Origin of the sequence: Janthinobacterium sp. CG3, from assembly GCF_000344615.1 — a bacterium.
In the GTDB taxonomy this organism is placed as follows: domain Bacteria; phylum Pseudomonadota; class Gammaproteobacteria; order Burkholderiales; family Burkholderiaceae_D; genus Janthinobacterium.
Genome location: NZ_KB467824.1, coordinates 3,603,627 through 3,620,650, shown reverse-complemented (window position 1 = coordinate 3,620,650; position 17,024 = coordinate 3,603,627). Strand labels below are relative to the sequence as shown.

The window sequence follows — 17,024 nt, the reverse complement described above, 5'->3', positions numbered from 1 at the left end:
CCCGGACCGTTTGGTCCGGGCGCAAGGAGACTACATCATGGACTTCCGATTTAACGCGGGCAGCATCCCCCTGCTGGTGTCGATGCCGCACGTCGGCACCGACATCCCGGACGACGTCGCGGCCGCTTTCACGCCCGCCGCGCTGGACAAGGCCGACACCGACTGGCACCTGGTCGAGCTGTACGGTTTTTTGCGCGAGATGGGCGCCTCGACCCTGTCGGCGCGCTGGTCGCGCTATGTGGTCGACCTGAACCGTCCGCAGGAAAACACCAATCTATATCCGGGCCAGGACACCACCGGCCTGTGCCCGGTCGACACCTTCCACCGCGCGCCGCTGTACCTGCCGGGGCGCGAGCCGGGCGAGGCCGAGGTGCAGCAGCGCCTGCAGCGCTACTGGCGCCCCTACCACGCGCAGTTGCAGGCCGAGCTTGAGCGCATGCTGCGCATCCACGGCAGCGTGGTGCTGTGGGACGCGCATTCGATCGCCTCGGTGGTGCCGCGCTTCTTCGACGGCAAGCTGCCCGACCTGAACTTCGGCACCGCCGACGGCGCCAGTTGCGCGCCCGGCCTGCGCGACGCCGTGGTCGGCCTGGCGCGGGCGCAGGACGAATTCAGCGTCGCGGTGAACGGCCGCTTCAAGGGCGGCCACATCACGCGCCACTACGGCCAGCCCGGCGCGAACGTGCACGCGATCCAGCTGGAGATGTGCCAGTGCCTGTACATGGACGAGGCGGCGCCGTTCGGCTACCGCCCCGACCTGGCGGCGCGGGTGCAGGGCCTGCTGCGCCAGATGACCACGGCCGCCGCCGATTGGGCGCGCCGGTGAGCGCGCTGTTCGCGCGCCACGCGCTGCTGCCGGACGGCTGGCAAAAGGACGTGCTGCTGGAGTGGGACGACGCCGGCGACCTGCTGGCGGTGGCCGCCGGCGTTACGCGGCCGGCCGGCGTCGAAGCGGCCGGCTACGTCCTGCCCGGCATGGTCAACCTGCACTCGCACTCGTTCCAGCGCGCGCTGGGCGGCCAGACCGAGAAGGCTGGCGACAGCCCGGACAGCTTCTGGACCTGGCGCGACTTGATGTACCGCTTCGCGCGCAACATCACGCCCGAGCACATCGAGGCCATCGCCGCGCAATTGTTCACCGAGTGCCTGCGCCACGGCTACACCGCCGTGTGCGAGTTCCACTACGTGCAGCGCGACCCGGGCGGCGCCATGTACGCGCGCCCGGCCGAGACGGCCGAGCGGGTGGTCGCGGCGTCGCGCCACAGCGGCATCGGCATCACCATGCTGCCGGTGCTGTACAGCTACTCCAGCTTCGGCGAAGTGCCCTTGAAGCCGGAGCAGAGCCGTTTTAAAACCAATCCCGACGACGTGCTGAAGATCGTCGAGGCGCTGGCGCCGCTGCGCGACGGCCAGACCGAAGTGGGCTTCGCGCCGCACTCGCTGCGCGCCGCCTCGGTGGCGCAGATCAACGAGGTGCTGCTGGCGCTGCCGGCGGCGCGCCCGGTGCACATCCACATCGCCGAGCAGCAGCAGGAAGTGGCGCAGTCGCTGGACTGGTGCGGCCGCCGTCCGGTGCAATGGCTGCTCGACCAGGTCGCCGTCGACCAGCGCTGGTGCCTGGTGCACGCCACCCACCTGCTGCGCGACGAGGTCGACAGCCTGGCCGCCAGCGGGGCGGTGGCCGGCCTGTGCCCGACCACCGAGGCCAACCTGGGCGACGGCATGTTCCCGCTGCCCGAGTTCCTCGCCGCCGGCGGGCGTTTCGGCATCGGCAGCGACAGCCACATTTCGCAGGGCGCGGTGGAGGAGTTGCGCTGGCTGGAGTACGGCCAGCGCCTGCAGCAGCGCCGCCGCAACGTCGCCCACAGCGACGGCCAGCGCCATGTCGGCGACTTCCTCTGGCAGGGCGCCTTGCAGGGCGGCGCGCAGGCTTCGGGGCGGCGCCTGGGCGCGTTGGCGGCCGGCAGGCGCGCCGACCTGATCGTGCTCGACGACGAGCACCCGAACCTGTGCGGCGCCGCGCTGCAGGATGTGCTGGGCAGCTTCATCTTCTGCGGCAACGACAACCTGGTGCGCGACGTGCTGGCCGGCGGCCGCTGGGTGGTGCGCGGGCAGCGCCACGTGGCGCAGGACGCCATCACCGCGCGCTACAAGCGCACGCTGGCCGAACTGCGGCGGTTCTGACATGGCCCGGTTCATCGCCCATGCGGACCTGGTGGCGGCGCCGTGGAAAAACGGCGGCGGCAGCACCACCGAGGTCGCCGTCTTTCCGCGCGGCGCGGGCTTCGACGACTTCGACTGGCGCATCAGCCTGGCGACGATCGCCCGCAGCGGCGCCTTCTCCGTCTTCCCCGGCATCGACCGCAGCCTGTGCCTGGTGGCCGGCGACGGCGTCACGCTGACGCTGGACGGCGAGCGCCGCATCACGCTCAGCGCCGCCAACCCGCTGCTGTGGTTCGCCGGCGAGGCGGCGGTGCACGCCGACGTCGCGTCGATCACCACCGACTTCAACGTGATGACCCGGCGCAGCCGCTGCCGCCACCAGCTCGAACGCGTCAGCGTACCGGCCGAACTGGCGCGGCGCAGCCCGACCACGCTGCTGTTCGTCGCCGACGGCGGCGCCGTGGTGGCGCGCGCCGGCGCGCGCGCATACACGCTCGGCCTGTTCGACGCGCTGCTGCTCGACGCCGACGACGCCATGCACTGGTCGCTGGCCGCCGGCGCCGGCGCCGGCGCGACCGTCTTCGTCGCCGATCTGATCACCTGAAACCAAACCCGCGGCGGCGAAAAAATGGGGCCAGAGCCCGGGCGCCAAGGCGCGAAGGTCCGACCCCGGCTCACCCACCACCCGACAATTAAAGGCGGCAAGCATGCAAACCTGGGACGTGCTCTACACGAATGTTCACCTGGCCACGATGGTCGACGGCTACGGCGAGATCCTTGACGGCGCCATCGCCGTCAAGGACGGCCGCATCGCCTGGCTCGGGCCGCGCGCCGCGCTGCCCGCCAGCGCCTGCCCGGTGGTCGACGGCGGCGGCTGCTGGCTGACGCCCGGCCTGATCGACTGCCACAGCCACATCGTCCACGCCGGCAACCGCAGCGACGAATTCGAGGCGCGCCTGAACGGCGCCAGCTACGAGGACATCAGCAAGGCCGGCGGCGGCATCATGTCGACGGTGCGGGCGACCCGCGCCGCCAGCGACGACGAGCTGCTCAGGCAAAGCCTGCCGCGCGTGGCCAGCCTGCTGGCCGAGGGCGTGACGACGCTGGAAATCAAGTCCGGCTACGGCCTGTCGCTGGAGTCGGAGGAGAAAATGCTGCGGGTGGCGCGCCGCGTCGGCCAGGTGCTGCCGGTGGCGGTGGCCACCACCTTCCTCGGCGCGCACGCGCTGCCGCCGGAGTACGCCGGCCGCGCCGACGCCTACATCGACCTGGTGTGCGAACAGATGCTGCCGGCGCTGGCCGGCGCCGGCCTGGTCGACGCGGTCGACGCCTTCTGCGAGCGGATCGGCTTTTCCGCCGCCCAGACCGAGCGCGTGTTCCGCGCCGCGCGCGCGCACGGGCTGCCGGTCAAGCTGCACGCCGAGCAGTTGTCCGACCAGGGCGGCAGCGAGCTGGTGGCGCGCTACGACGGCCTCTCGGCCGACCATTTGGAGCACCTGACGCCGGCCGGCATCGCCGCCATGGCCGCGCACGGCACGGTGGCGGTGCTGCTGCCGGGCGCCTATTACTTCCTGCGCGACACCCAGCCGCCGCCGGTGGCCGCGCTGCGCGCCGCCGGCGTGGCGCTGGCGGTGGCGACCGACTGCAACCCCGGCACCTCGCCGATGACCTCGCTGCTGCTGGCGATGAACATGGCTTGCACCCTGTGGCGGTTGACGCCGCGGGAGGCGCTGGCCGGCTGTACCATCCAGGCCGCCAAGGCGCTGGGTTTGCAGACGCAGGTCGGCAGCCTGGAGCTGGGCAAGCGCGCCGACTTCGCGCTGTGGCACATCGCCCGCCCGGCCGACCTGGCGTACGCGATCGGCTTCAATCCCTGCCGCGGCGTCGTCAACGGCGGCGTCTGGCGCGAACCAGTGGTAAGCTTGCCGGCCTGACCGGCGCGCCGCCACGTTGCCCGCAACGCGGCGGCGCGCCGGCACCACTCTGGAGCACGCGTGCGCGCCAAACCCACCTTCACCTGCCTGTTCGCCCTGCTACTGTGCTTCAGCGCCGCCGGCGCCGCCGCCGACACGCTGAAAATCGGCTCGAAGCGCTTCACCGAGTCCTACATCCTCGGCGAAATCCTGACCCAGCGCGCGGCGTCGCTGACGCCGGCCGAGCACCACCAGGGCCTGGGTAACACCGCCATCGTGCTGGCCGCCCTGCGCTCGGGCAATATCGACCTCTACCCCGAATACCTGGGCACCATCGACAACGAAATCCTCAAGCACGCCCAACCGGCCTCGCTGGAACAGATCCGCCGCGAACTGGCGCCGCTCGGGCTGGGCGTGGCGGTGCCGCTGGGCTTTAACAACACCTACGCGCTGGCGATGCGCGCCGACGCCCCCGCCGGCATTGCCAGCCTGAGCCAGCTGGCCGGCCAGCCCGGCTTGACATTCGGCCTGTCGCAGGAATTCATCGGCCGCGCCGACGGCTGGCCCGGCCTGGCGGCGCGCTACGGCCTGGCGCAGCGGCCCAGCGGCCTCGACCACGGCATCGCCTACGCGGCGCTGGCGCAGCGGCAAGTCGACGTCATCGACATCTATTCGACCGACGCCAAGATCCAGCAGTACGGCCTGCGCGTGCTGGCCGACGACCTGGCGTATTTCCCGCGCTACGACGCGGTGCTGCTGTACCGGCTCGACGTGGCGCGCCGCTTCCCGGCCGCCTGGCGGTCGCTGCAGGGGCTGGAGGGCAGCATCAAGGGCACCGACATGGTGGCCATGAACGCCGCGGTGGAGATCGGCGGCAAGAGTTTCGCCGCGGTGGCCGCGGAATGGCTGGCGTCCGGCCGGGCGGCCGCGCCGCAACGGGGCGGGGCGGGGCGCGGCCTGCTGGAAAAGATATTCGACGACAATTTCTGGACCCTGACGCGCCAGCACGTCACGCTGGTGCTGCTGTCGCTGGCGCTGGCCTGCGCGGTCGGCATACCGCTGGGCGTGCTGGCGGCGTTCGTGCCGCGCCTGCGGCAAAGCGTGCTGGCGCTGGTCGGCGTGTTGCAAACGGTGCCGTCGCTGGCCTTGCTGGCGATGCTGATCCCGCTGCTGGGCATGATCGGCACGGCGCCGGCGCTGGTGGCGCTGTTCGTCTACGCCTTGCTGCCGATCGTGCGCAACACCTGCACCGGCATCCTGCAAGTGCCGCGCGGTTTGCGACTGGCGGCGCTGGCGCTGGGGATGCGCCGCCGCGAACGCCTGCTATATGTGGATTTGCCGCTGGCGCTGCCGGTGATACTGGCCGGCGTCAAGACGGCGGCGGTGATGAGCGTGGGCACCGCCACCATCGCCGCCTTCATCGGCGCCGGCGGCTACGGCGAGCGCATCACCATCGGCCTGGCGTTGAACGACAACGACATGCTGCTGGCCGGGGCGATTCCGGCCGCGCTGCTGGCCCTGCTCGCCCAGGGCCTGTTCGAGCTGGTCGAACGCTACGCCGGGGCCGGCGCGCGCGCCCGCCGCTAAATTACAGCGACAGCAGTTTGGAACGTACCGCCACGACTTCGCGGTGCAGGATCCGCTCCGCATGGAAATCGTTTTCGCGTTGCGCGGCGATGGCTTGCAAGTCGCGCGTGTAACGCGTCAGCCGCGCGCGCAGATAGGCGCGGTAGACGAGCGTGGCGATTGGATTGGGCAATATTTTCATGGTGCGTACTCCGTGGTCGTTGGCGGCAGCCCCATTTTGTGGGAGCGCGGCGGCGCCATCCTTGCGCCGAATCAAGCGGCCGGCGCCTTCGCGGCGGCGCGCGCGCCAGCGCGGAGTTTGAGTTCCCGCAAGGCGGCGGCCGCCCGAAGCCGCAAAATGGACCTTCGCCCGGGGCTTGCCCGCCTTTTGTCAGCGTTATCCGAGGAGATCGGCATGCTTGTAACTGCAACAATTTTAGTTTGCGCCGCCTGCGTCAAGGCATATCAAATATGGATGAGGTCGAAGCGGGGCGGTGAGTCCGATAGCGCGCTCCAGCCCAGCGTCGGCATGCACGGCGGGCTGGTAGAGCCGAGAAGATAGGCTTGACAGCCAGCGTCGCCGGCGCCGGCTGGCGTGGGCGTCGCGCAACACGCGAAGTGTAACGCCGCCGGTAAGCACGGTAAGCAAATGTAAAGACGAGCGAAGACGCTTTCGACGCGGGTTATATTGAACCCGTTGAATCAACCCTCCCCTCCCACTTAACAATGGGTTTCCCCCACGGCGCTGTATGCACGTGGGATTTTTTTTGCCCGACGCTTTGTCAGGCGGCGTCGGACAAGGCGGCCAGGGCCGCGCCGCTGAGGCGGCAGATGCGCAGGTCCGGCAACACGTCGGCGCCGACGCCCTGGTAAAAGCGGATGGCGTTGTCGTTCCAGCTCATGACGCCCCACTCGAAACGGCTGCAACCGCGCCGTAGCGCCAGCTGCGCCAGCGTCGCCAGCATCTGCTTGCCATAGCCGAGGCCGCGCGCGGCGGGCCGGACGTACAAGTCTTCCAGATACAGGCTCTTGCGGCACTGGAAACTGGAGAAGGTGTGGAAAAACAGCGCGATCATCACCGGCGCGCCGTCCACGCAACCGACCAGCGCCTCGCAGCCGGGGCTGGCGCCAAACAGGGCCTGGCCCAGCATGGCGGCGTCGGCGACGAGCAGCTGTTCCACGCCGCCGAACTGGGCCGATTCATAAATCATGGCGTAAATGGCGTCGACGTCGGCCGGCTCGGCCGGGCGGATAATAAAGCTTGCTTGCATGATGTCTCCTATGGGTTTGTCAACGAGGCGCTGGCGGCCGGCGCTGTCGGCGTTGGCGTCGGCGCGCGCAGCGCCCAGGCCACGCTGGACAGGCACAGCAGCATGCCGGCCCATTCTCCCGGCCCGGGGCGGTACTGTTCCAGCTGGATCGACAGCAGCACCGAAATGACCGGCGTGACGACGCCGACATACACGGCTTTTTGCGAGCCGATGCGGTCGATCAGCGTGAAGTAGGCGCCGAAGGCGACGACCGAGCCGAACAGCGCCAGGTACAGCAGGCCGATCCAATAGCGCGGCGTCGCCGGCAGTTGCAGCGACTGGCCGGTGGCCAGGACCCACAGCGCGACCAGGGCGCTGCCCCACAGCATCGCCCAGGCCATCGTCAGCAGCACGTTGGACGACTGTTCGCGCACCTTGACGACGATGACGTTGCCGACCGAGCTGGAGATGGTGGCCGCCAGCGCCAGCGCGAAGCCGAGCATGAAGCGGCCGCTGCCGCCGTTCAGCGTTGCCTGCCACGAGGCGCGGATCGACGGATAGAACAGCAGGGTGACGCCGCACATCGCCACCGCCGCCGCGCACCAGGTGCGCCAGGTCAGCGGCGTGCCGAAGGCGAGGCGGTTGCACAGCGGATTCCAGAACACCATCAAGGCAAACAGCACGCTGACCAGCGCCGACACCAGGTACTGCTCCGAGCTGTAGGTGCAGACATAGCTGAAGCCGAAGGTGGCGAAGCCCTGCAGCATCAGCCAGCGCTGGGCGCGCCAGGGCAGGCGCAGGCGGTCGCCGCGCAGGCGGCACCAGAGGAACAGCACGGCCGCGGCCAGCCCGAAGCGGACCATCACCGAGACGGCCGGCGCGACCTCGCCCAGTTGCAGCGTGATGGCCCAGAAGGTGGAACCCCAGATCAGGGAGGCGATAAGAAAGAGGAGGGGAGAAGACATCCGGGCAGTATATGGTTTTTTACAACATCTTGCCCGGTGTCTATGTTTTACCACGATGGCGGCCGCTTGTGGCGCATTTGGTCCTAGGCGGTTGAGCCAGCGCAGGGGCGGGCGGCTTGCTTACTTTTATAGCAATGCCTGAATTATTATGGGAATTGCAAGTAAATCCGCGCTGCAATCCGCCCCGCACGCGCCCCGGCGCAATTCCATGAAAGGTCATTCCATGAAATTCCCGCTGCAACTCAAAGTGGCCAGCCTGTTCGCTTACATCGTCGCGGCGGCCGCGCTGGTGGTGGCGCTGGCCGACGGCCACGGCCACGCGCTGATCGCGGCCGGACCGTTCGCCTAGGCGCCGCCGGGCCGGCGGCGTCAGTGCGTGACGCGGGTGGTGCGGCCGTTCGACAGCAGGCGCACCCGCTCCCCCGCGCGGAACATTTCGTCGGCGTCCTGGGTGATTGCGCGCAGTTCGCCATTGTCCAGCCGCACCGTGATTTCAAAACCCTTGCGTTTCATCATGTTCGCTTCCACGTTCTGGCCCGCCAGGCCGCCGGCGACCGCGCCCAGAATGCCGACCGCCACCGCGCCGTTGCCGCCGCCGATGGCCGAGCCGGCCAAGCCGCCCAGGGCCGCGCCGGCCAGCGTGCCGGTGCCGCTGTTGCCCTTGTCGATCATCACTTCGCGTATGGATTCGACGCTGCCAATGCGCACCGACTGCTCGTTTTGCGCCTGCCGGGCGTTGTAGACGCTGCCGGAATTGGGCGCGACCACGCAGGCGCTCAGGCCCACGACCAGGGTTGCGGCGAGGGCGGCCGTCATCAGTGCTTTCATGCGTAACTCCATAGGACGAAATTGGTTGGATGGGGCCGGCGCGCGCGTCGAGCCAGCATGCTTAGCATATCGATAATTTGTTTGGGCAACTAGTGTGAAGAAGTAAGAATCTGTTACCGCTCAGCTTGCCGGCGCATGCGGCCGCGGCGGCATGCGCGGATCTTCAATAGGCCAGCCTGAGGCGGCGGTAAAGGAAGCCCAGCACGAACAGCGGGCCGATCAGCAAAAAGCGCAGGTCGTCGAGGAAGGACGGCTTCTTGCCCTCGATCTGGTGGCCGATGAACTGGCCGATCCACGCCAGCACGAAAATCGCCAGCGACAGCGGCAGCACGGCGGCGGGCGGCATCGCCATGAGCAGGCCGAGCATGGCCGCCGCCATCAGCAGCATGCCCGCCGCAAACGGTTTCGACAGTGTGAAGTAGTACAGCAGCGCGGCCGCGCTGGCCGCCACCGCCGCCAGCGGATGGACCGCCCACAGCAGGCCGAGCAGGGTGAACACGATCACCGGCACGCAGACGAAATGGATCACTTCGTTGGCGGGGTTCAAGTGGCTTTCGCTGTAGCGGGCAAGCAGGGTGTCGATGGTTCTTGGCTCTGGCATGGATAGTCTCCGTTATTGTTGGTTTGGGCCGTGCCGGCAAATTCTACACCGGAACATCGCGGCCCTCGCCGGCGCGCGCCATCCGTTAAAATGACGGCCATGCCGACCCCATCCGCTCCTTCCCTCACCGGCCTGGCGCCGGTGCTCGCGCCCGCCACCCGTATCCTGATATTGGGCAGTTTCCCCGGCGCGGCCTCGCTCGCCGCGCAGCAGTATTACGCCCATCCGCGCAACCAGTTGTGGCCGATTTTGTCGGCGCTGACCGGCGAGGACCTGGCCGGCTTGCCCTACGCCGAGCGCCTGCCGCGCCTGCTGGCGCACGGCTTCGGCCTGTGGGACGTACTGGGCGCCTGCGAGCGCGCGGGCAGCCTCGACTCCGCCATCCGCAAGCCCGCCGCCAACGACTTCGCCCGCCTGCGCGAGCTGTGCCCGCGGCTGGAAACGGTGGGCTTCAATGGCCAAACCTCGGGCAAGTTCGCCCCGCAATTCGCCGCGGCGGGCTATCGAACAGTCATTCTGCCCTCTTCCTCGCCAGCACATGCCAGTGTTAGCTTCGAGCAAAAATTGCAGGCATGGCGGCAGCTGGTTAATCAGCCATCGCTTTGACGGCTGTTCGCGTTTCTGCTGTAAGGTAGCGGGTCTGCGATTCTTGGCCCGCTCATATGATTGCTTTACTTGATAGTTTGTTGACGCGCTGGTCCGCGTCGGGCCGGATGGCTGCCATCGCTGCTTCGCCGGCGAAGAGGATCATCGACAGCCCGAGCGGATCGATTCGGGTATTGGACACGGGTTCAGGCAAGCCATGCGTGGTGGTCGTGCCAGACGGCCCGAACGTGGTTGAACACTATGAACACTTGTCAGCGTTGCTGGTTCGGGACTATCGGCTGGTGTGCTTCGACATGCCCGGTTTCGGGTTGTCGCTGCCATCCTCATCCTATCGCCATTCTTTGGATCAGGGGGCGAGGGCGGTGCTGGATGTCCTCGATGCGCTCGGCATCCGCCAGGCGACCCTGGCGTTTAGCTGCGCCAACGGTTTCTACGCCTTGCGCGCGGCGCAAATCGCGCCGCGGCGTATCGCTAGCCTGTTCCTTGCGCAGACCCCGTCCTTGTCCGCGATGCACGCCTGGACCATGCGCACGGTGCCGTGGCCGTTGAGGATACCCGTGTTGGGCCAACTGGCCGCATGGGCCTTTCGTCTGAAGACCACGAATGCGTGGTATGCAATGGCATTGCCCCGCGGCACCGACCGGACTTTTTATCGCCGCCACGCCCACCACGCGCTTGCCCGAGGCGCCTGTTTCTGCCTTGCCGGCGTGGTGCAGGGTCTGCTTCGTGAGGCGATCTCGGCCGTCAAGGTGGCGCGCACGCCTTGCACCATGGTGTGGGGCGGCTCGGATCGCTCCCATCGCGCCACCAACGCGCAGTCACTGCTCGATTGCGTGCCGCATGCGGAGATTATTCATTTCGAGGATTGCGGACACTTTCCAGACCTGGAACAACCGGAACGGTATGCGAAATTCTTGAATGAACACATGCTCAAGCACGTCAGCGGAGGCGGCCAAGTGGAAGCATCGACGCAGCGATAGCGCTCTTCGGCCGTCTACGCTGGTGGCCGGCGCCGCTGGGCGGCCGAGGCGGTGTTCAAGGCCACGGCGGCGCGGATGAGCGCCTGCAACGCCTTTTCATCAATCGCGTCGTCCTGATGGAAATCGATGGCGCGCCTGGTGTTGCCGTCGAGGCTGGCGTTGAACAGACCCGACGGGTCGTCCAACGCGGCGCCCTTGGCGAAGGTCATCTTCACGGCATGCTTGTACGTCTCGCCGGTGCAGATAATTCCCGCGTGCGACCACACGGGCACCCCCCGCCACTTCAACTCCTCGACCACTTCGGGGTCGGCCTGCCTGACGAGGGCGCGCAGCCGGGCTAGCGTTTCGCCGCGCCAATCACCCAACTCCTTGATTTTCGCGTCTATCAGCTGGGAGGCGGAGTCTCCTGCTATTTCTTGCTCCCCTTCGCCCTTGGTTTTCGTCATGGTTGTCGTCGCTTTCTTCGTGCTTGTTGTCGCGCCTCGCCGCACTCCCCGGTTACGCCCACCCATTGTATGCCTGATCCCGCACATTGGCATACCCCGCGCCTAGACAGCGCCGACGGCACGTTCCGCCTGGCGGCGCCGGCGGAGGGGGTGTACCAGATCGGCGTGGCCGTGGATGGCTGCGCGCCGGCGTCGGCGACGGCCGTCGTCAAGGGCGGCCAGGAAGTCCTACTCAGGCTGCAATTGAATCCGGCCGCAAACTAGTCCTAGGCCTGGTCCGAGTCCGCTAGGCCGAACGCGCGCAGTTGCGGCCAGCGGTCTTGGCCATATAGAGGGCGCAGTCGGCGCGTTCGAGCAGGCTTTCGAGCGTGTCGCCGGCGCGCAATTGCGTGTCGCCCAGCGAGATCGACAGCCGGTGCGGCAGCGCGCCGGGCGCCGCCGCCGGTTCGGCCACCGCCAGGCGCAGGCGCTCGGCGACGAGCGCCGTTTGCGGACCGGCCGTGTCCGGCAGCAGCACGGCAAATTCCTCGCCGCCGTAGCGCGCCAACAGGTCGCCCGGGCGCAGGTTGTCGTTCAGCGCCAGCGCCACCGCGCGCAAGGAGCGGTCGCCCGACAGGTGGCCGTAGGTGTCGTTGACGCGTTTGAAGTGGTCGATGTCGATCATCAACACCGACAAGGGTTTGCCCTCTTGCAGGCTGGACTCGACTTTGCGCCGGAACGCTTGCTCCAGCCAGCGCCTGTTGTGCAGGCCGGTCAGGCCGTCGACGAGCGCCATGCTTTCGAACTCGTTTTGGCGGTGCATGCCGTCCCTGACGGCTTCGTTGCCCTGGCGCACGCGGCTGGACAGCATGACCAGCATATTGCGCGAGATCGCGTGGGATGCGTGGATCAGCGACCACATCGTGTCGCGCGGAATCACCAGCAGGCGGCTGGCGGCGCTGGCGAGCACCTGCGCCGAGGTCTCCCTGCCTTCGATCATAGACATCTCGCCGACGCATTCGCCGGCGCCCAGCCGCACATACGACGGTTGAGCCGATGTGGTGAGGTGGATAGCCAGCTGCCCCTCCAACAGCACGTAAAGCTGGTCGTTGGGCATCCCCGCCTCCAGCAGGACGGCGCCGGCCGCGACCTCGATCACGCCGCAGCTGTCGAGCAGGTGCGCAATCGCGTCGAAGCGGACGTCGGCAAACAGTTTGGTCTTGGCGAGCTCTTCGCGAAGGCGGCTTAACATTGGCGATCCCGCAACGACGTGGTGAATGAAGCAACATATTATACGGGGGTTTTTCCGGCGCCGACGATTTGCCCCGGCTGCCGCGCCTGCGCGTCAAGCGAGCGGCTTGCAGCGCACGGCAAAGTCGACGTGATAATTGATAAATTCATTGAAGAATTCTCGCGGGGCTCAAATACGGTCGCTTTCCTTGCGCACCACGCGGCCGACGATCAGGCACTCGTTGCCGCGGCACATCTTGCGGTGGTACTTGCGCTGGTCCGGATTGTCCGATGTCAACCACCACTGGCCGATGTCGCGCGCCAGCCGCTTGACCACCGCCTCGCCCTCGTAGTTGACGGCGAACACGACGCCGTCGGCCGGCTGGGTATCGGCGGTGTTGATGATCACCACGTCGTCCTGGAACAGGGCCGGTTCCATGCTTTCGCCCTTGACCTTGATCGCCACCAGGCGCTCCGGCTGGAAGCCGTTGCGTTCGACCCAGGTGCGCGGCACGCTGATCATGCTGCCGTCGTAGCTCTCCGGCTCGATGCTGAAGCCGGTGATGCCGGCCGACAGGCACAGCCTGACCTTGCGGATCGCGCAAAAGCGCTCGTCGTCAATTTCCGCCACCACGACCGGGCGCAGGCCGGGCAACGGGGCGGCCTCGGCCGGCGCGGCGCCCTGGTCGAAGTACATCGTTTCAATCGCTAGGTCGGCCTCCAGCTTGCGCGCGATTTTTTCGCTGAAGGCGCGGCCGTCGCGGTAGGTCGGCGACAAAATTTGCGACATGCGCGCCTCGCTCCAGCCGCTCGCGTCGGCAATATTCTTGCGCATGTTGCCGTACTGGTCGCGTAGCAGGGCCAGCAGGCGGTCGCGTCTGTATTGATACATATCCATATCGACATTACACCTTAAATTTACCGTTTGATAAATTACCAAATGCTTGACTTTAGCATTATCAATCGCTAAAGTCGAGTCCTGATGTGAATACACCGGAGCAAGGGATGTGCGATGCAAGAGCCATCACCGCCCCAGCGACGCGGCCGAGGGGCGGTCCGCGCAAGCACACAGGCATTATTCTGCGCGCCGGGCGGCGTGCCTTACAGGGAGAAACATCATGGGATTTTCCGAACAATTCATCGCATCGCTAAGCTCGCGGGATCTGCGTGACGACGAGTTCCACCACGATCTGGACGCTATCGGCGCGGCCGCACGGGCCGGCGACCTCGGCGCGTTGCTGTGCCGCGTGAAATACGCCGACGGCAGCGTCAACCGCCTGTCCGAGGGCAACTCGGGCAATCTGGCGCAACTGTTGCGCGTATGGACCGCCAAGGTTGGCGAGACGGGGCGGACGCGGCGCTGGGCCAAGGCCAACACCGCCTGGGACATACAGGCCGCCAACACGCTGTACCGCCGGGTCGCCGAGGCCTCGCTGGCGCACTGGCTCGACGGCAAATGCAAGCGCTGCGGCGGCACCGGCATCGCGCCGCCGTCACGCCGTGTCGCCTGTGCCGCGTGCCAGGGCAGCGGCGACGCGCCGGTCAGCTGCCCGGGCAGTTTTGAGCGGGAAAAAATCAAGGAGATGGTCGGCGAACTGGAGGGCCTGCTGCAGACGCACGGCGCGCGCGCGGCGCGGCTGCTGGGGCGGCGCCGGCGCTAAAAAATGCTGGGGAGACAGAGATTTGAATGAAACCACCCGATACACACTTTCCTCACTCGTAATAGTCGCGTCAGCCGGCGCGGCACCGATAGGGGAAATTAGCGCAGATTGAGGCCGCCACCGGCGCCACCACGTGCGCACAACAACGCCGGTCGCGCGGATCGCCGCGCGGTCTTTTTTTATCTTCAAGCTAATTCACACGCACGCTCAACCCAACCCGCCCCGGCGGGTTTTTTTTATGGAGGTAGACATGGCAGAACCCGTATCCACCATCGCCGCGCTCGGCGCCGCGCTCATCGCGCCGGCGCTGGCGTACCTGCCGGGCGCGGTCGGCGCGGCCGTTTCGCTGAAGTTCCTCGGCGACGGTCCGAGCCGTTCACAAAAGCTGATCTCGTTCGCCGCCGGTGTCGCCTGCGCGGTCTACGTCGCGCCGGCGTTGATCGAGTTTTTCAGCATTGGCGGCGCGCAGGTGCAGGCCGGCGTCGAGTTCCTGGTCGGCCTGTTCGCGCTGGCGATCGGCCGTCAGTTGTTTATCGAGATTAACTCGGCCGACCTCATCGGCGCGCTGAAACGGCGCTACTTCGGCGACCGCAAATGACGCCGCAGGCCGCCGCCGCCGCCGCCCGCGCCGCTACGCGTGGCCGGCGCCGGGCCCGTGGTGCAGGCGGGCGCCCCAGCTGCGCTCGTAGAACGGCGCCACGCTGTTGAGGAAATAGTCGCTCAGCTTGTCCTCGCCGGCCACCACCAGCGTCAGGTCGACCGGCTCGCCGGGCGGCGCGGCGGCGGCGGCGACGGCGCCGGCCCGGCGCAGCAGTTGTTCGGTGTCGCCGTCGGCGTCCAGGCCCACCAGCAGGTGCGGCTGGCTGTCGAGCGAGGGCGCCAGCATCAGCGACAGGTAGGCGGCGCGGGCGTTGGCGCAGCCGGCCAGCAGCGTCGTCAGCGCGTCCACCAGCTTGCTGGGGTAGCGCTGCGGCTGGCCCAGGAACACCTGGGTGGCGTCGGCCGCCAGCCGCGCCCCGCTTGGCGCTGGCGCGCCGTCGCGCAGCATGGTGGCGACCTCTTCGGGCAGGAACTCCTTGCCGTACAGCGACTTGGGATTGAGCACCAGCGCCGCGCCCTTGGTGATCTCGAACAGCGAGCGGGCCGACAGTTGCAGGTAGTTGCAATCGGCGTCGACGGCGCGCTGCAGCGCCGCCACCGAGCTGAAGAAGGGGATGATGGTGGAGCCGTCGCTGCGGGTCCAGTTTTGAATCGAGATCGACTCGCCCGGGTCGACGTCGCCGAACGGCCCCGGCTCGCTTTCGCCGACCACGTAGATGTCGGCGTCGAGCAGCGCCCGGTAGAAATGGACGCGTTGCGCCGGGTCGTCCGCCGCCAGGCGCAACGACTGTTCCAGATGGCTCTCTGCACCTTGCATGCGACCTCCGTGAATGCGATGAAGAACGGAAGAAGCGCAGCCGCCGGCGCTTCCCATGTGAGTGGAAAGTCTAGCGCCGATGGCCGGCGCTTCGCTTGTCGACGATCAGAGGATGCCGCGAAGGGCGGGCGCGCCGCCGGATGGCGCACGCCAGGGCCGACGAGGCGGGCCCCGGGTGGGGGCGGCGCCGCTTACCGCGGCTGGTACGGCTGCGCTTCCAGCGCCAGGCCGGCGCCGTCGAAGCGCAGCGCCACCGCGACGTCGCGCACGCCGAGGGTGGCGAGGGCGTCGGCGATGTCGTCGACCTCCACCGCCAGGTCGGCGGCCAGGTCGAGCGGCTTTTCCGAGGACGCCAGCAGGGCGCCGCCGGCCGCGTACAGGTTGACCCGCAGCACCATGTCGCCGCGCACGTCGGCCGGCCCGACCACGGCGCCGGCCTGCCCGGCGGCGACGCCGTGTTGCCGCAGCGCGGCGTTGATCTCGGCCATCATTTGCAGCATGAAGTATTCGGCCATGCCTTGTTCCTTACCGCCGTGGAACAGGTCCTGGTACAGGAAATGGATCTCCGGCGCCGCGCCGGGGGCCGCCAGGCAGCGTTGCAGCAACGGCGCCACCCGCACCGTCCAGGCCTGGTAGCGCGCCATGCGCGCGGCGAAATAAGCGTCGGCCGCGGCTTCCTCCTCGGGCGCCTGGTAAAACGGATCGTCGGCGCGCTTGAGCGCGAAGCCGAGCAGGAAGCGCAATTCGACGGCGGCGTCGCCGGCGCCGAAGCCGCTGTCGCTCCAGCCGGCGATGCTGCGCTCGAGCGCCGGCGTCGCCGTCACCTTCTTGTCCGTCATCGAGGCCCAGGCGTCGCGCACCATCTCGTTGAGGTGGCTGTAGGTGATGCGGTCGATTTCGTCGAGGTCGTAGGCGTGGTTCATCAGCACCACCTTGGCCTTGGGGCTTTCCAGGCCCGCCTGCTGGAAGCTCTGCACCAGTTGCTCGAACGCGTCCTGGTCCTGGAAACCCTGCTCCTGCCGCAAGCCGCCGGTGCTGTGCACGAACAGCGGCACCACGAAGGCGTTGATCTCTATCGTCGGCGCGCCCTCGCGGCGGATCAGCACGGTGGAGGCGGCCTCCTCGATGTGGCCGCGCAGGTACTGGTAGGCGCCGACGTCCTCGTACTTGGCGCGCTCGATGGCCTCGTACAGCACCTCGTCCTTCTTCTGGTTGAGGTTTTTGCGGATCATGCGCTGGAACTCGACTTCCTTCTGGCGCAGCACCTCGCTCATGGTGTCGCTGTCTTCCTGCTCGACCAGGTCGAGCGCCAGGTCGCACAGCGATTGCGTCAGCACATCGTCTTTGTCTGCGGCGGTGTCGCTCGATTTGCGGGGCGCGGGGCGCTTGTTTTTTGGCATGGTGGTATCGGTATCGTTC

The 17,024-nt window shown here is 67.7% G+C and carries 21 protein-coding genes; 11 read left to right on the top strand and 10 right to left on the bottom strand.

Annotated features, from left to right (window positions below):
• Nucleotides 1–37 precede the first annotated feature (37 nt).
• From hutG to JANGC3_RS0115960, 5 genes are all read left to right on the top strand, one after another.
• Nucleotides 38–826 carry an N-formylglutamate deformylase gene (gene hutG, locus JANGC3_RS0115980; RefSeq protein ID WP_017877499.1) on the top strand — a complete coding sequence of 263 codons (789 nt, stop codon included), beginning with the start codon at nucleotides 38–40 and terminating at the stop codon, nucleotides 824–826.
• Nucleotides 823–2,184, top strand: a complete 1,362-nt coding sequence (locus JANGC3_RS0115975) for a formimidoylglutamate deiminase (RefSeq protein WP_026133055.1) — start codon at nucleotides 823–825, stop codon at nucleotides 2,182–2,184. Before hutG ends, JANGC3_RS0115975 begins: the two co-directional genes overlap by 4 nt.
• A 1-nt stretch (nucleotide 2,185) precedes the next feature.
• Nucleotides 2,186–2,767 (top strand): HutD/Ves family protein, encoded by a 582-nt coding sequence (locus tag JANGC3_RS0115970; RefSeq protein WP_017877497.1) that lies wholly within the window; start codon nucleotides 2,186–2,188, stop codon nucleotides 2,765–2,767.
• A gap of 103 nt (nucleotides 2,768–2,870) precedes the next feature.
• A complete protein-coding gene (hutI, locus tag JANGC3_RS0115965) occupies nucleotides 2,871–4,097 on the top strand; it encodes an imidazolonepropionase (RefSeq protein WP_017877496.1) in 1,227 nt (408 codons plus the stop codon).
• A 60-nt stretch (nucleotides 4,098–4,157) separates the two neighbouring features.
• A complete protein-coding gene (locus tag JANGC3_RS0115960) occupies nucleotides 4,158–5,663 on the top strand; it encodes a glycine betaine ABC transporter substrate-binding protein (RefSeq protein WP_017877495.1) in 1,506 nt (501 codons plus the stop codon).
• A gap of 1 nt (nucleotide 5,664) precedes the next feature.
• On the opposite strand, the gene JANGC3_RS0115955 is transcribed toward JANGC3_RS0115960, so the two are convergent.
• The 3 genes from JANGC3_RS0115955 to JANGC3_RS0115940 form a co-directional block, all read right to left on the bottom strand.
• On the bottom strand, nucleotides 5,665–5,844 hold the full coding sequence (locus tag JANGC3_RS0115955) for a hypothetical protein (protein WP_017877494.1): 180 nt from the start codon (nucleotides 5,842–5,844) through the stop codon (nucleotides 5,665–5,667).
• Between the two features lie 580 nt (nucleotides 5,845–6,424).
• Nucleotides 6,425–6,913 carry a GNAT family N-acetyltransferase gene (locus JANGC3_RS0115945; protein ID WP_017877492.1) on the bottom strand — a complete coding sequence of 163 codons (489 nt, stop codon included), beginning with the start codon at nucleotides 6,911–6,913 and terminating at the stop codon, nucleotides 6,425–6,427.
• An 8-nt stretch (nucleotides 6,914–6,921) separates the two neighbouring features.
• Nucleotides 6,922–7,857, bottom strand: coding sequence for a DMT family transporter (locus JANGC3_RS0115940; protein ID WP_017877491.1), 936 nt, complete (start codon nucleotides 7,855–7,857; stop codon nucleotides 6,922–6,924).
• A 208-nt stretch (nucleotides 7,858–8,065) separates the two neighbouring features.
• Here JANGC3_RS0115940 and JANGC3_RS32795 point away from each other — a divergent pair, with 208 nt between their 5' ends.
• Nucleotides 8,066–8,206 (top strand): hypothetical protein, encoded by a 141-nt coding sequence (locus JANGC3_RS32795; protein WP_157406675.1) that lies wholly within the window; start codon nucleotides 8,066–8,068, stop codon nucleotides 8,204–8,206.
• A 20-nt stretch (nucleotides 8,207–8,226) separates the two neighbouring features.
• On the opposite strand, the gene JANGC3_RS0115930 is transcribed toward JANGC3_RS32795, so the two are convergent.
• Both JANGC3_RS0115930 and JANGC3_RS0115925 read right to left on the bottom strand, forming a co-directional pair.
• On the bottom strand, nucleotides 8,227–8,685 hold the full coding sequence (locus tag JANGC3_RS0115930) for a glycine zipper 2TM domain-containing protein (protein WP_017877489.1): 459 nt from the start codon (nucleotides 8,683–8,685) through the stop codon (nucleotides 8,227–8,229).
• Nucleotides 8,686–8,848: 163 nt separating this feature from the next.
• A complete protein-coding gene (locus JANGC3_RS0115925) occupies nucleotides 8,849–9,286 on the bottom strand; it encodes an Mpo1 family 2-hydroxy fatty acid dioxygenase (protein ID WP_026133053.1) in 438 nt (145 codons plus the stop codon).
• A 99-nt stretch (nucleotides 9,287–9,385) separates the two neighbouring features.
• Between JANGC3_RS0115925 and JANGC3_RS0115920 the strand changes: the two genes are divergently transcribed.
• Nucleotides 9,386–9,892, top strand: coding sequence for a DNA-deoxyinosine glycosylase (locus JANGC3_RS0115920; protein ID WP_035788743.1), 507 nt, complete (start codon nucleotides 9,386–9,388; stop codon nucleotides 9,890–9,892).
• Between the two features lie 56 nt (nucleotides 9,893–9,948).
• Nucleotides 9,949–10,872, top strand: coding sequence for an alpha/beta fold hydrolase (locus tag JANGC3_RS0115915; RefSeq protein ID WP_017877486.1), 924 nt, complete (start codon nucleotides 9,949–9,951; stop codon nucleotides 10,870–10,872).
• A 14-nt stretch (nucleotides 10,873–10,886) separates the two neighbouring features.
• Here the strand turns inward: JANGC3_RS0115915 and JANGC3_RS0115910 are convergent, their stop codons facing one another.
• Nucleotides 10,887–11,318: a DUF1801 domain-containing protein gene (locus tag JANGC3_RS0115910; protein ID WP_017877485.1), complete on the bottom strand. Its 432-nt coding sequence runs from the start codon at nucleotides 11,316–11,318 to the stop codon at nucleotides 10,887–10,889.
• 69 nt (nucleotides 11,319–11,387) lie between these two features.
• On the opposite strand from JANGC3_RS0115910, the gene JANGC3_RS0115905 reads away from it, so the two are divergent.
• Nucleotides 11,388–11,582, top strand: coding sequence for a hypothetical protein (locus JANGC3_RS0115905; RefSeq protein ID WP_017877484.1), 195 nt, complete (start codon nucleotides 11,388–11,390; stop codon nucleotides 11,580–11,582).
• A gap of 22 nt (nucleotides 11,583–11,604) precedes the next feature.
• On the opposite strand, the gene JANGC3_RS0115900 is transcribed toward JANGC3_RS0115905, so the two are convergent.
• Together JANGC3_RS0115900 and JANGC3_RS0115895 are read right to left on the bottom strand one after the other, a co-directional pair.
• Nucleotides 11,605–12,549, bottom strand: coding sequence for a GGDEF domain-containing protein (locus JANGC3_RS0115900; RefSeq protein ID WP_017877483.1), 945 nt, complete (start codon nucleotides 12,547–12,549; stop codon nucleotides 11,605–11,607).
• Nucleotides 12,550–12,717: 168 nt separating this feature from the next.
• On the bottom strand, nucleotides 12,718–13,419 hold the full coding sequence (locus tag JANGC3_RS0115895; RefSeq protein ID WP_157406673.1) for a S24 family peptidase: 702 nt from the start codon (nucleotides 13,417–13,419) through the stop codon (nucleotides 12,718–12,720).
• A gap of 226 nt (nucleotides 13,420–13,645) precedes the next feature.
• Between JANGC3_RS0115895 and JANGC3_RS0115890 the strand changes: the two genes are divergently transcribed.
• Together JANGC3_RS0115890 and JANGC3_RS0115885 are read left to right on the top strand one after the other, a co-directional pair.
• Nucleotides 13,646–14,188 carry a hypothetical protein gene (locus JANGC3_RS0115890; protein ID WP_017877481.1) on the top strand — a complete coding sequence of 181 codons (543 nt, stop codon included), beginning with the start codon at nucleotides 13,646–13,648 and terminating at the stop codon, nucleotides 14,186–14,188.
• Nucleotides 14,189–14,438: 250 nt separating this feature from the next.
• A complete protein-coding gene (locus tag JANGC3_RS0115885) occupies nucleotides 14,439–14,786 on the top strand; it encodes a hypothetical protein (protein WP_017877480.1) in 348 nt (115 codons plus the stop codon).
• Nucleotides 14,787–14,819: 33 nt separating this feature from the next.
• On the opposite strand, the gene JANGC3_RS0115880 is transcribed toward JANGC3_RS0115885, so the two are convergent.
• On the bottom strand, nucleotides 14,820–15,605 hold the full coding sequence (locus tag JANGC3_RS0115880) for an enhanced serine sensitivity protein SseB C-terminal domain-containing protein (RefSeq protein WP_017877479.1): 786 nt from the start codon (nucleotides 15,603–15,605) through the stop codon (nucleotides 14,820–14,822).
• A 191-nt stretch (nucleotides 15,606–15,796) separates the two neighbouring features.
• On the bottom strand, nucleotides 15,797–17,005 hold the full coding sequence (locus JANGC3_RS0115875) for a DUF2863 family protein (protein ID WP_026133051.1): 1,209 nt from the start codon (nucleotides 17,003–17,005) through the stop codon (nucleotides 15,797–15,799).
• Between the last annotated feature and the right edge of the window lie 19 nt (nucleotides 17,006–17,024).